Consider the following 12,158-nt stretch of genomic DNA (forward strand, 5'->3'; position numbering starts at 1 on the left):
TGACCGGTTCTAACGCGCTAGGACGAGGGAGAGACTGGCCTCGGCCTGGGCGGCGAGCGCGCGGTCGTCATGCCGCCAAGGATGGAAGCCGGGCGCGTACCACGCCAGATAGGGCCCCAACACCTGCCGGAAGAGACCCGGTCGCGCGACCAGATAGCCGACCAGACGCCGCCAGCTCGTCGCGTTGTCGAGGCCGTCCTGTTTCAGCAGCAGGCCAATGTCGCGGAAGCGCTCCTTCCAGAATTCGAACGTCACCTTGCCCATGACCATCGTTCGGAACAGCCAGCGCTTGAACGGCGAAAGATCGCGCGTCGCGAAAAGGAACGTGTCGAAAGCCACGCCCTTGTGCTCGATTTCCTCGATGCTGTGCCATTGCCAGAGCCGGCGCAGGTCTTCCGGAAAATCCTTGAAGTGGCGCGGATCGCTGAGCCAGGCATGGGCGAAGATGCCCGTGAAATGTTCGAGGGCGGCGGTTACGGCCAACTCGACTTCCGGACCCGCGTCCTTGCTGACCTGGATATCCTTGCGGATCAGCGCATCGATTTCCTTGGTCTCATAGCCGCCCGCCGCGACCTGGCGGTTGAAGGCCATGTGCTCGCGCGAATGGTAGGCTTCCTGCTGCGCGAACTCCTCGACCTGACCGCGCAGCGGCTCGGACAGTTCCGGAAGATATCGACGCACGCTGTTCACGAAGAACGACTCCCCCTGCGGGAACGTCAGTGACAGCGCGTTGAAGAAGGCGGTGACGACCGGATCACCGCCACACCACCAGCGCTCATAATTGACGCCGCGTCCAAATTCGACGTTACGCGGCTTGATCTCCAGGTCCGCAGGGCCTCCGAAAGCGCGCATGAACTCCTCCTTCACAGCGACGCCTAGAGCCCATCTGGTCCGGAATGAAACATCGACTCCAGGAAAAGGGCTCTAGATTCAAGTTCTTGGTACGCATTGGAGCGGTTCGCCCGCCCTCGACCCAACGCGCACCGGAACGATGCCACATATTTCGATAGTTTCAACTATCAAATGACGAACGCGTCACCTTTGTCGGTCTTTTCCGACTTGCCGATCGCGGGCTCAGGTCGAGGGGCGTCTGGGCATCGTGATCGCGAAGACGGAAAGACCATCGCGCCACGCATAGCTCACCTGCCCTCCGTGGGCCTCGGCGATGCCACGCACCACGGCGAGGCCCAGGCCAGAGCCGCTCTTGACGTCGACATCCTCGCCGCGCCGGAAGGGCTCGAACGCGCGCCGCGCGAGGCTGTCGGGCATTCCAGGGCCCCGGTCGATGACGCTGATCTCGACCTCGGCTTCCGACACGCGCGTGACGATCTCCAGAACACAGGGCGCGGCGTACTTCACGGCGTTGTCGACCAGCGCGAGCACCGCCTGGCGCAAGCGAACGGGATCGGCGACGCAGCGACCGCTCGCGAGGGTCATGCGCAGACCAAAGCCGGCCTTGGCGAGATCCCGCTCGACGAGACGCGCGAGCCCTTCGATCTCGGCGGCCAGATCGATCTCGACGGACCGCAATTGCAGGCGGCCGCTGTCGAGCAGGCTGACCACCCGCAGATCCTCGACCAGCCGCGCGAGGGCGTCGGCCTGGTGGTGCAGGGACCGCAGTAGCGCGGGCTCTGGCTGGAACACGCCTTCGGCCAGCCCCTGAAGGCGGCCCTTCAGGATCGTCACGGGCGTTCGCAGCTCGTGAGCGATCACGCTGTTCCAGGTGACAATATCGTCCACCGCCTTCTCCAGGCGGTCGGCCATGGCGTTGAAGTCGGCGATCATCTGGCTGGCCTCGGTCGGCGCCGGCGATTTCGCGCGCGGCCTCGGCCAGCGCCTCCAGCGGCTCGACCATGCGTCGGGCGACGCGCGTGGCGACCACGCTCGCGGCTATGCCGCCCAGCACGATGCAAACCGAGTAGATGCCCCACTCGACCGGCCCAGGGAGGATCGCGTCCTCGGCCGACAGCAGCTTGGGCGCGAACTGGAATAGCAGGCTGTAAGCCGCCATCACGAATGTGAGGCTGAAGACCAGGGTCGCCAGGGTCATGCCGACGATGGTCCAGTTGAGCCGCTGGGAAAGGCTCTGCGCTTTCATTGGTCCCCCATCAGGCGATAGCCCAGCCCCCGCACGTTGCCGAGCATCCCTGGCGCGCCGGCGGCTTCGAGCTTCTTGCGCAGCTTGCTCAAGTGGCTGTCGACGGTCCGCTCCAGCGCGTCACCGCCCGACAGGCAGGCGTCCAGCAACTCGGCGCGCGTATAGAGCCGCATCGGCGCCTGAGCCATGTGCAGCAGCAACCGAAATTCCGTCAGGGTCAGGGCCAGACGGCGCGGACCGTCCGGGGCGTTCACCGTGGCGATGTGATTGACGGGATCGACATCCAGAAGGCCCGCCCGCGCCACCGACGCTGTGTCTCGCCCGGATGCGCGGCGCAGCACGGCCTTGGCGCGAGCGGCCACCTCCAGCGGGTTGAAGGGCTTGACGACATAGTCATCGGCCCCGATCCGCAGCGCCTGCAGCTTGTCCAGATCCTGGTCCAGGGCGGTCAGCATGATCACCGGCGTCGCGCCGCGCAGGCGGAGCCGCGCCAGGACCTCCCAGCCGTCCAGCTTGGGCAGCCCCACGTCGAGCAACACGATGTCGGGGCGGAGCGCCTGATGCAGCTCGACCGCCGTCTGGCCGTCCCGCGCGGAGACGGTCCTGAACCCCTCGCGCTCCAGATAGCCCACGAGGATCTCGGCGATCTCGGGCTCGTCCTCGACGATCAGAACCAGGGCGTTCACGAGGTCTCCAATGGGGCCGCGACCGAATGGTCCAGGCACTAATCATCGTTCCGCGCCCCGCGCCAGCGCCCTCCACGAAGTCGCAACATAGTCTCCACGAACGCGCAGCCCCCCTCGGGCATAGGCCGCCGGCGCCTTCGAAAGGCGCGTCTCGGGAGCCGCCCCTTTCATGCACCGCCATCGTCTTCGCCTCGCCGCGACCCTGATCCTGAGCGCCTCGACCTTGGCCGCCTGCGGTCGGCGCGAGGTCGGCGCGAGCGCGCCGCCGCCCGAGGTCGCCGTGGCCGCGGCCGAGCTAGTGACCGTGACGCCGGTCGACGACCTGCCCGCCCGCGTGGTGGCGTTCCGGACCGCGGAGATCCGTCCTCAGGTGTCCGGCGTCGTGCGACGGCGGCTCTTCACGCAGGGCGGCGAAGTCCGCGCCGGCCAGCCGCTGTTCCAGATCGATCCCGCGCCTTACCAAGCCGAGGCCGCCGGCGCCCAGGCCGCGCTTTCTCGCGCCATCGCGGTCGCTGATCGCGCCAAGGCCCAGGTCTCGCGCCTGGGGCCGCTGGTGGAGGCCGACGCCATCAGTCGCCAGAGCTATGACGACGCGGTGTCGGCCAAGATCCAGGCGGAGGCGGATCTGGACGCGGCCCGCGCGACGCTGCGACGTCGCGGCGTCGAGCTGAGTTTCGCGACCGTCACCGCGCCGATTTCCGGCCGGATCGGCGAGGCGCAGGTCACCGAAGGCGCGCTGGTCGCCGCCGGCGGAGGCGGTCCGATGGCCACCGTCCAGCAGATCGACCAGGTCTATATCGACGTGCGCCAACCCTCCGCGCGCCTTGAGGCCCTGCGCGCCATGACGGGCGGCGGCGCGGGTCGCGAAGTGGAGATCCTGACCCCTTCAGGCGCGCCCTATCCGCGCAAGGGCAGGATCCTGTTTTCGGGCGTCACGGTGGATCCGGCGACGGGCGACGCGGTGGCGCGCGTCCAGATCGACAATCCCGACCGCGCGCTGCTTCCCGGGATGTTCGTCCGCGCCCGATTGCCGCGCGCGCCGATCCAGAACGCGGTGCTGACGCCCCAGCAGGCCGTGCTGCGCGACAGCGGCGGCAAGCCGATCGTCAGCCTTGTGAACGCCAAGGGCCGGGTCGAGACCCGCGCCGTCGAGGTCGGCGATGTCGTGGGCGGCCGCTATGTGGTGACGCGCGGCCTAAAGGCCGGCGACCGGGTGATCGTCGAGGGGCAAGACCGCGTCTCCGCCGGCGTCCTGGTCAAGGCCGTTCCGTTCCAGATGGCGGGGCGCTAGGCCAATGCCGAAGTTCTTCATCGAACGGCCGATCTTCGCCTGGGTCATCGCCATCGCGATCGTCCTGGCCGGCCTGATGGCGATCCCCCGCCTGCCCGTGGCGCGCTATCCCGTCGTCGCGCCGCCGACCGTCAGCATCTACGCCAGCTATCCCGGCGCGACGCCCCAGGCCATGAACGACTCCGTCGTGAGCCTGATCGAGCGCGAGCTCTCCAGCGTCAAGAATCTGCTCTATTTCGAGTCCTCGACCGACACGTCCGGCTCGGCCACGATCACGGCCACCTTCAAACCGGGCACGAATCCCGAGCTGGCCCAGGTCGACGTTCAGAACCGGCTGAAGACCGTCGAGCCTCGCCTGCCCCAGACCGTTCGCCAGACCGGCGTCAGCGTCGAGAGCGCCGCGTCCAATTTCCTGATGATGGTCAGCCTACGGAGTGTCGACGGGCGCGACGACGAGGTCGCCCTCAGCGACTACATGGTCCGCAACATCGCCGACGAGTTGAAGCGCGTTCCTGGCGTCGGTCGGGTGCAGATGTTCGGCTCCGAGCGCGCCATGCGGATCTGGATCGATCCGAACAAGCTGACCGGCTTCAATCTCGCGCTGAGCGACGTCACGGCGGCGATCGCGGCGCAGAACCAGCAACTGGCGCCCGGCGTGCTGGGCGGCGAGCCGACGGTCATGGATCAGCGGGTGACCGTGCCGCTGACCGCCAACGGCCAGCTCCAGACCGTCGAACAATTCGCCGCCATCGTGCTGCGCGCCAACACCTCCGGGTCGCGCGTCACCCTGGGCGACGTCGCCCGCATCGAACTGAACTCGGCGAACTTCAACTTCGCCACGCGTGAGAACGGCCAGCCGGCCACGGCCCTGGGCGTTCAGCTTTCGCCCGGCGGCAACGCGGTGCGGACCGCCGCGGCGATCCAGGCCCGCCTCGACGACCTGCAAAAGTCCACGCCTCCGGGCATGAAGCTGGCCATTCCTTTCAACACCGCGCCGTTCGTCCGCGTCTCGATCGAGAAGGTCGTCCAGACCCTGGCCGAGGCGATGGCCCTGGTGTTCCTGGTGATGTTCCTGTTCCTGGGAAAGGTCCGTTACACCCTGATCCCCGCCATCGTCGCGCCGATCGCCCTGCTGGGCGCGTTCACGGTGATGCTGGCGGCGGGCTTTTCGATCAACGTGCTGACCATGTTCGGCATGGTGCTGGCGATCGGCATCATCGTCGACGACGCCATCGTCGTGGTCGAGGCGGTCGAGCGGATCATGGCCACGGAGGGCCTGTCGCCCAAGGAAGCGACGCGCAAGGCCATGTCGGAGATGACCGGCGCCATCATCGGCATCACCGCCGTGCTGGCGGCTGTCTTCATTCCCATGGCCCTGGCCGATGGTTCGGTCGGCGCGATCTATCGGCAGTTCACCCTGTCGATGGCGGTCTCTATCCTGTTCTCGGCCTTCCTGGCGCTGTCGCTAACGCCCGCCCTTTGCGCGACCTTGCTCAAGCCCGTCGACCGCCACGCGCCGAAGACGGGCTTCTTCGGCTGGTTCGACCGACACTTCGAGCGCCTGACCGACGGCTACGAGCGTCTGTTGGGGAAGGTGCTGCGGCGCGGCGGCCGCGCGATGGCCGCGTTCGGCGTGGTCGTCGCCGTCACGGCGGGCGCGTTCCTGGTCCTACCGTCCGCCTTCCTCCCCGAGGAGGATCAGGGCTATTTCATCACGTCCTTCCAGTTGCCGGCCGACGCCACGGCGCGGCGCACGCGCGAAGCGGTCTCGCGCTTCGAGCACTACGCCCGCACGCGCCCCGCGATCGAAACGACCCAGGCCGTCACCGGCTTCAGCTTCGCCGGCCAGGGCCCGAACACGGCGATGATCTTCTCGATGCTCAAGGACTGGAAGACGCGCGACGGCGCGACAAGCGCCAGCGAGGTCCAGGCCGCGACCGAGGCCATGAAGACCCAGCGCGAGGGCGAGATCATGTCGCTGATGCCGCCCTCGATCGACGAGCTGGGCAACTCGTCCGGGTTCACGCTCGCTCTGCAAGACCACGCCAATCGCGGTCCCGAAGCGCTGGCGCAAGCCCAGGCCCGCCTGTTGGCCCTGGCCGCCGACAGCAAGCTGGTGACCGGCGTCTATCCCGAGGGCCTGCCACCCGGCTCGACCGTGCGGTTGGATATCGACCGTCAAAAGGCTCAGGCGTTGGGCGTGTCCTTCGCGGCGATCGCCGACACCCTGTCCACCGCCCTGGGCTCCAGCTACGTCAACGACTTCGCCAACGCTGGGCGCTTGCAGCAGGTGATCGTTCAGGCCGACGCGCCTTTCCGGATGCAGCTCGGCGACGTGCTCAAGCTCTATGTCCGCAACGACACCGGCGGGATGGTCGCGCTGTCCGAGGTGGTGAGTCCGGCCTGGACCAAGGCCCCGGCGCAGATGACGCGCTTCAACGGCTATCCGTCGGTTCGTTTGACGGGTTGGCCCGCGCCGGGCGCCTCCAGCGGGCAAGCCATGGCGGAGATGGAGCGTTTGGCCGCCCAGCTTCCCCGAGGCTACGCCATCGCCTGGACCGGACAGTCGCTGCAGGAAAAGCTGGCGGGCGCGCAAGCCCTGGCCCTGCTCGCCCTGTCGATGCTGGTCGTCTTCCTGGTGCTGGCCGCGCTTTACGAGAGCTGGTCGATCCCGCTGTCGGTCATGCTGGCCATTCCGCTGGGTCTGATCGGCGCCTTGGCGGCGGTGATGCTCAGGGGCTTGCCCAACGATGTCTTCTTCAAGGTCGGGCTGATCACCATCATCGGTCTGTCGGCCAAGAACGCCATCCTGATCGTCGAGTTCGCCAAGGCCAACCGCGCCAAGGGCATGGGCCTGACCGAAGCGGCCATCCACGCCGCCAAGCTTCGCCTGCGCCCGATCCTGATGACCAGCCTGGCCTTCACCCTGGGCGTCGTTCCCCTGGTCATCGCCTCGGGCGCCAGCGCCGAGACCCAACACGCCATCGGCACCGGCGTCTTCGGCGGGATGATCACCGGCACCCTGCTGACGATCGTCCTGGTTCCCGTCTTCTTCGTCGTGGTCATCGGCGCGGCCGAGCGCTTGTCCACGCCCCGAAAGGCCGCTCCGGCGGCGGAGGCCTGATCGATGCGCCTTATGATGATCTGCGGCGCCGTGCTGCTCGGCGGCTGTTCCGTCACCCCTCGCCTCGACATTCCGGCCGCGCCGGTGGCCGCGACCTATCCCGTCGTCGAGGGCGGGGTGGCGGCGGACATTCCCGAGGCCAGGTCGCTGGACTGGCGGCAAGTCTATGGCGATCCCCGGCTGCGGGCCCTGATCGACCGCGCCCTACACCAGAACCGGGACCTTCGCGCCGCCCTGCTGAACGTCGAGGCCGCGCGCGCCGAGCGCCGCCTGGCCAGCGCCGCCTTGGGTCCCAGCCTCGACGCCAACCTGTCGCGCGCCCAGGAGCGCTCGCCGACCCAGGGCCGCTCGGATACCTACGCGGCCAATCTGGGGCTGACGGCCTTCGAGCTGGACCTGTTCGGGCGCCTTAGGGCCCAGTCCAACGCCGCCTATCAGCGTTACCTGGCCAGCGAGACCGGCGCGCGCGCCGCGCGCATCGCGCTGATCTCCGCCGTCGCGACCGCCTATCTCGACGAACGGCTCGCCGAGGAGCAGTTGGCGCTGACCGAGGCGACCCTGGCGGACTGGCGGACCTCGCTCGACATCGCGCGGCGGCTCAAGGCGGCCTCTCAGGCGGGCGGTCTTGACGTCGCCCAGGCCGAAGGGCTGGTCCGCCAGGCGGAGGCCGACCGGGAGGCCGGCCGCCGCGCCTCGGCCCGGGCTCGCAACGCCCTGGAGCTGGTCGTCGGCGCGCCGACGCCCGCCTCGCTGCCCGCCGCGATGCCCTTGGCAGATCAGCCGCTCCCAACACAGCTGCGGCCCGGTCTTCCCGCCGATCTGTTGACCCTGCGTCCCGACATCGCCCAGGCCGAGCATATGCTGCGCGCCGCCAACGCCGATGTTGGCGCCGCCCGCGCGGCCTTGCTGCCCAGGATATCCCTGACCGGGGCGTTCGGCGCGGCCAGTTCGGATCTCGGCGCCCTCTTCGATCATGGGAGCCGGGCATGGTCATTCACGCCGCAGATCACCCAGCCGATCTTCAGAAGCGGGCAGTTGCGCGGCGCCGTGACCTTGAGCGAGGCGCGCAAGTCGATCGCCGTCGCCGCCTATGAGCGCCAGATCCAGTCCGCGTTTCGGGAGGTGGCCGACGGCCTCGCCGCCCAGGCCACCTTCGCCAGCCAAGTACATGTCGAGGAGGGCGTGGTCGACGCCGCGCGGCGACGCCTGCGCCTATCCGACCTTCGCTATCGCGCCGGGCTGGACGGGCGGCTGGAACTGCTTGACGCGCAGCGCGCCCACTACGCCGCGCGGCAATCGCTGCTGTCGCTCAGACACGACCAACTCGCCGCCATGGTCACGCTCTATGCCGCGCTCGGCGGCGGGCTAGACCCGACGGTTTGACGGAGAAAGACCCGTGAACGCCAAGACATCCGTTCCAAACCGCGACGCGACGCCCCAGCGCTATCCCTTCGCCATGCGGGGTCTGCACTGGCTGCGCGCGATGATGCTCTTGGGCCTGATCGCCCTCGGCTGGTTCATGACCGCCCTTCCCGACGCGGCGCCCATGAAGTTCATGCTCTACCCGGTGCATAAACAGCTGGGCGTCACCGTCTTCATCATCGCCATCGTCGCGATGATCGTTCGCGCGCGCGCTTCCCGTCCGGCCGCCCCGGTGGGGCTCGCGCGCCGGGAAGCCGTCCTATCCCACGTCACGCACCACGCCCTGCTGGTGCTGGCCGTACTCGTGCCGCTGATGGGCTACGCGATGTCCAGCACCTATGTCGACAGCGACGGCGTGCCCTTCCTTTTCATGAAGCTGCCCGAGCTCCTCCCCAAGAGCGGTCTCGGCTTCGCCGCTTTCCAATGGCTGCATCGGATCCTGGCCTACACGCTGCTGGGTCTGATCGCGCTGCACGTGATCGGAGCGTTGAAGCACCGTCTCCTTGATCGCGGCGGAGACAGCGACGTGTTGGGCCGTATGCTGTGACGCCGCGCCCCTCCACAACCCGCTTCCGCGGGCCGCGAACAACATCCCGCGTCCGGCCTTCCGGCCCGAACAGCCAGCGCCGATGAACACGCCACGATCACCGCTGATGCTCGCCTATTTGGCGCGGCGGGAGGAGATGCGGCGCTTCTTTCGCGCTCGAACCGGCGGGCGGGAAGACGTCGAAACCCTGATGCGGCGGCTTCTCGACAAGGCCCGGCAAGCGGATGGCGAGGCGATCGAGGATCCGTCGGTCCGGCTCTACCGCCTAGCGTCGAGCCTTCTGCGCGATCGCCCGCGCGCGGCGGCCGGAGACCCCTCCTGGGTTCGAACCCTCGACACCCTGCCCCCTATGACGCGACAAGTATTCCGGCTGCATCGGTTCGAGGGTTTGACCCAAACCGAAATCGCCGACCGGCTCGGCCTGTCGCGGCGCGCGGTGGAAATACTCATCGGCCAAGCGATCACGCGCCTTCTTCGAGCGCGTCAACAGCAAGACGGCGAGGCCACCTGAACGCGCCGTCCGCGAGGCGGCCCTTAGGCGCTCGCTTCCAGAGTAGCGAGTTGACCTCGCAGCAAGGCCAGCATGGCCGAAAAGTCGCGGCCGCCGTGACCAAGACCGGCGAAGAGCGCGTAGAGCGCCTCCGCCTGAGCCCCCATGGGCGTGCTGGCGCCGGCGCGGGCCGCCGCCTCCTGGGCCAGCTTCAGGTCCTTGAGCATCATCGCCGTGGCGAAGCCGCCCTGATAGTCACGGTTGGACGGCGCGGCCGGCACCGGTCCCGGCCAGGGATAATAGCTGGTCACGCTCCAGCACTGGCCCGAGGACTTCGAGGCGATCTCGAAGAACCGCTCGGGATCCAGGCCCAGCTTCTCGGCGAGCGCGATGGCTTCGCACGTGCCGATCATGCTGACGCCCAGCAGCATGTTGTTGCAGATCTTGGCGGCTTGCCCCGCGCCCCAGTCGCCGGCGCGGATCGTGACGCGGCTCATCGGCGCCAGCGCGATTTCGACGGCTGGCAGATGGCCTTCCTCGCAGCCGACCATGAAGGCCAGGGTTCCGGCCTCGGCGGCCGCCGTGCCGCCCGAGACGGGCGCGTCGGCGAAGACGAAGCCCGCCTCGCTGGCCGCGCGCGCGACCCGCCGGGCGGTGTCGACGTCGATGGTCGAGCAGTCGAGCAGCAGCGCGCCGGCGCGCGCGGCCCCGAACACCTGCTCGCGATAGACCTGTTCGACCTGGGGTCCCGCCGGCAGCATGGTGATCACCACGTCCGCGTCGGCGACGGCGGCCGCGACGCTGTCGGCGGCCAGGCAACCGGCCGCGACCGCGCGGGCCAGCGCCGCTTCGCTTAGGTCGAAGGCGCGAACCTGGCGCCCCGCCGCAGCTTGGCGGGCGGCCATGCCGCCCCCCATATTGCCCAGACCGATGAAGGCGATCGTCTGCATGGCGTTCAGTCCTTGAGGATGGATCACTTCATGGTCGGGATGACGAAGCTGGAGTCGCCGACCTCGCCTTCGGGCCAACGCGCCGTCACGGTCTTGACCTTGGTGTAGAACTTCACGCCCTCGACGCCGTGCTGGTTGGTGTCGCCGAACGCCGAGCGCTTCCAGCCGCCGAAGGTGTGATAGGCCACCGGCACCGGGATCGGCACATTGATCCCGACCATGCCGACATTGACGCGGGCGGCGAACTCCCGAGCGGCGCGGCCGTTACGGGTGAAGATCGCCGCGCCATTGCCGTACTGGTGCGCGGACGGCAGGGCCAAGGCCTCCTCGAAGCTCTCGGCGCGCACGATCTGGAGGACCGGGCCGAAGATCTCCTCCTGGTAGGTCTTCATGTCCTTCTTGACGCCGTCGAAGAGCGACGGGCCGATGAAGAAGCCCTTCTCGTAGCCCTGCAGACTGAAGTCGCGGCCATCGACCACCAGCTCGGCGCCCTCTTCCTGGCCGATACGGATGTAGTCGGCGATCTTGGCGCGATGCTGGCTGGAGACGACCGGCCCATAATGCGCGTCCGGATCGGTGGAAATCCCCACTTTAAGACTCGCGATCTCGGCGACCACGCGTTCGCGCAGGTCGTCGGCGGTCTTCTGACCGACCGGCACGACCACCGGCAGCGCCATGCAGCGCTCTCCGGCCGAGCCGAAGGCCGCGCCCGACAGGTCCTTGACCACCTGGTCCATGTCCGCGTCGGGCAGCACGATTCCGTGGTTCTTGGCCCCGCCCATGGCCTGGACGCGTTTTCCGTTCGCCGTGCCGGTCTGGTAGACATAATGCGCGATGTCGGAGCTGCCGACGAAGCTGACCGCGCGGATCAGCGGATGGGTCAGGATGGCGTCGACCGCGTTCTTGTCGCCATGGACGACGTTCAGCACGCCCGCCGGAGCGCCCGCTTCCATCATCAGCTCGGCCAGCTTGACCGGCACGGTCGGATCCTTCTCCGACGGCTTGAGGATGAAGCTGTTGCCGACCGCGATGGCGATGCCGAACATCCACATGGGGATCATGGCCGGGAAGTTGAACGGGGTGATCCCCGCGACAACGCCCAGGGGCTGACGCATCGAATAGACGTCGATGCCGGGGCCGGCGCCCTCGGTATATTCGCCCTTCAGGACATGGGGGATGCCGCAGGCGAACTCGATGACCTCAAGACCGCGTTGAACGTCGCCCTTGCTGTCGGCGATGACCTTGCCGTGCTCGGACGACAGAATCTCGGCCAGGACGTTCATGTCGCGCTCGATCAGACGCTTGAACTCGAACATCACCCGGGCGCGGCGCTGCGGGTTGGTCGCCGCCCACTCCACCTGCGCCCTGGCGGCCGCCTGGACGGCGACGTCCAGCTCGACGTCGGTCGCGAACGGAACGCGGGCCTGGACCTCGCCGGTGTTGGGATTGAAAACATCGCCGAACCGGCCGGAAGCGCCCTCGACGGCCGCGCCCGCGATGAAATGGCTGATGGTCCGCATCGCCGTCTCCCTGATCTTTCGTTGAACCAA

At 68.2% G+C, this 12,158-nt stretch carries 11 protein-coding genes; 6 read left to right on the forward strand and 5 right to left on the reverse strand.

The genetic code is table 11. The features are described 5' to 3' along the window. Positions 1–9: 9 nt before the first annotated feature. Positions 10–852: a metal-dependent hydrolase gene (locus OR37_RS05445; protein ID WP_004616752.1), complete on the reverse strand. Its 843-nt coding sequence runs from the start codon at positions 850–852 to the stop codon at positions 10–12. Between the two features lie 222 nt (positions 853–1,074). Beyond that, positions 1,075–1,785 carry a sensor histidine kinase gene (locus OR37_RS05450; protein WP_004616753.1) on the reverse strand — a complete coding sequence of 237 codons (711 nt, stop codon included), beginning with the start codon at positions 1,783–1,785 and terminating at the stop codon, positions 1,075–1,077. Between OR37_RS05450 and OR37_RS20665 the strand changes: the two genes are divergently transcribed. Continuing rightward, positions 1,763–1,993, forward strand: coding sequence for a hypothetical protein (locus OR37_RS20665; RefSeq protein WP_054508510.1), 231 nt, complete (start codon positions 1,763–1,765; stop codon positions 1,991–1,993). The genes OR37_RS05450 and OR37_RS20665 overlap by 23 nt on opposite strands. Before the next feature lie 101 nt (positions 1,994–2,094). On the opposite strand, the gene OR37_RS05455 is transcribed toward OR37_RS20665, so the two are convergent. After that, entirely contained in the window at positions 2,095–2,784 is a 690-nt protein-coding gene (locus OR37_RS05455; RefSeq protein ID WP_004616755.1) for a response regulator, read from the reverse strand. 169 nt (positions 2,785–2,953) lie between these two features. On the opposite strand from OR37_RS05455, the gene OR37_RS05460 reads away from it, so the two are divergent. From OR37_RS05460 to OR37_RS20670, 5 genes are all read left to right on the forward strand, one after another. Then, complete coding sequence (locus OR37_RS05460) at positions 2,954–4,075, forward strand: efflux RND transporter periplasmic adaptor subunit (protein ID WP_004616758.1); 1,122 nt, start codon at positions 2,954–2,956, stop codon at positions 4,073–4,075. Positions 4,076–4,079: 4 nt separating this feature from the next. Beyond that, entirely contained in the window at positions 4,080–7,199 is a 3,120-nt protein-coding gene (locus OR37_RS05465) for a multidrug efflux RND transporter permease subunit (RefSeq protein WP_004616761.1), read from the forward strand. 3 nt (positions 7,200–7,202) lie between these two features. Further along, positions 7,203–8,582: an efflux transporter outer membrane subunit gene (locus OR37_RS05470; RefSeq protein ID WP_004616763.1), complete on the forward strand. Its 1,380-nt coding sequence runs from the start codon at positions 7,203–7,205 to the stop codon at positions 8,580–8,582. Between the two features lie 13 nt (positions 8,583–8,595). After that, complete coding sequence (locus OR37_RS05475) at positions 8,596–9,168, forward strand: cytochrome b (RefSeq protein ID WP_004616765.1); 573 nt, start codon at positions 8,596–8,598, stop codon at positions 9,166–9,168. A 106-nt stretch (positions 9,169–9,274) separates the two neighbouring features. Next, positions 9,275–9,679, forward strand: coding sequence for a sigma factor-like helix-turn-helix DNA-binding protein (locus OR37_RS20670; RefSeq protein ID WP_054508511.1), 405 nt, complete (start codon positions 9,275–9,277; stop codon positions 9,677–9,679). A 23-nt stretch (positions 9,680–9,702) separates the two neighbouring features. On the opposite strand, the gene mmsB is transcribed toward OR37_RS20670, so the two are convergent. Both mmsB and OR37_RS05490 read right to left on the reverse strand, forming a co-directional pair. Continuing rightward, positions 9,703–10,608 carry a 3-hydroxyisobutyrate dehydrogenase gene (mmsB, locus tag OR37_RS05485; RefSeq protein ID WP_004616767.1) on the reverse strand — a complete coding sequence of 302 codons (906 nt, stop codon included), beginning with the start codon at positions 10,606–10,608 and terminating at the stop codon, positions 9,703–9,705. Positions 10,609–10,631: 23 nt separating this feature from the next. Continuing rightward, on the reverse strand, positions 10,632–12,128 hold the full coding sequence (locus OR37_RS05490; RefSeq protein ID WP_004616769.1) for a CoA-acylating methylmalonate-semialdehyde dehydrogenase: 1,497 nt from the start codon (positions 12,126–12,128) through the stop codon (positions 10,632–10,634). Positions 12,129–12,158 lie beyond the last annotated feature (30 nt).

The organism is Caulobacter vibrioides OR37, from assembly GCF_000372645.1.
GTDB classification, from domain to species: Bacteria; Pseudomonadota; Alphaproteobacteria; order Caulobacterales; family Caulobacteraceae; genus Caulobacter; species Caulobacter vibrioides_E.

Bases quoted from the DNA above. Each gene is read 5' to 3' on its own strand.
- OR37_RS05490 (WP_004616769.1), bottom strand. From the start codon at position 12,128: ATGCGGACCATCAGCCATTTCATCGCGGGCGCGGCCGTCGAGGGCGCT.
- OR37_RS20670 (WP_054508511.1), top strand. From the start codon at position 9,275: ATGCTCGCCTATTTGGCGCGGCGGGAGGAGATGCGGCGCTTCTTTCGC.
- OR37_RS20665 (WP_054508510.1), top strand. From the start codon at position 1,763: ATGGCGTTGAAGTCGGCGATCATCTGGCTGGCCTCGGTCGGCGCCGGC.
- OR37_RS05465 (WP_004616761.1), top strand. From the start codon at position 4,080: ATGCCGAAGTTCTTCATCGAACGGCCGATCTTCGCCTGGGTCATCGCC.
- OR37_RS05450 (WP_004616753.1), bottom strand. From the start codon at position 1,785: ATGATCGCCGACTTCAACGCCATGGCCGACCGCCTGGAGAAGGCGGTG.
- mmsB (WP_004616767.1), bottom strand. From the start codon at position 10,608: ATGCAGACGATCGCCTTCATCGGTCTGGGCAATATGGGGGGCGGCATG.
- OR37_RS05470 (WP_004616763.1), top strand. From the start codon at position 7,203: ATGCGCCTTATGATGATCTGCGGCGCCGTGCTGCTCGGCGGCTGTTCC.
- OR37_RS05460 (WP_004616758.1), top strand. From the start codon at position 2,954: ATGCACCGCCATCGTCTTCGCCTCGCCGCGACCCTGATCCTGAGCGCC.
- OR37_RS05445 (WP_004616752.1), bottom strand. From the start codon at position 852: ATGCGCGCTTTCGGAGGCCCTGCGGACCTGGAGATCAAGCCGCGTAAC.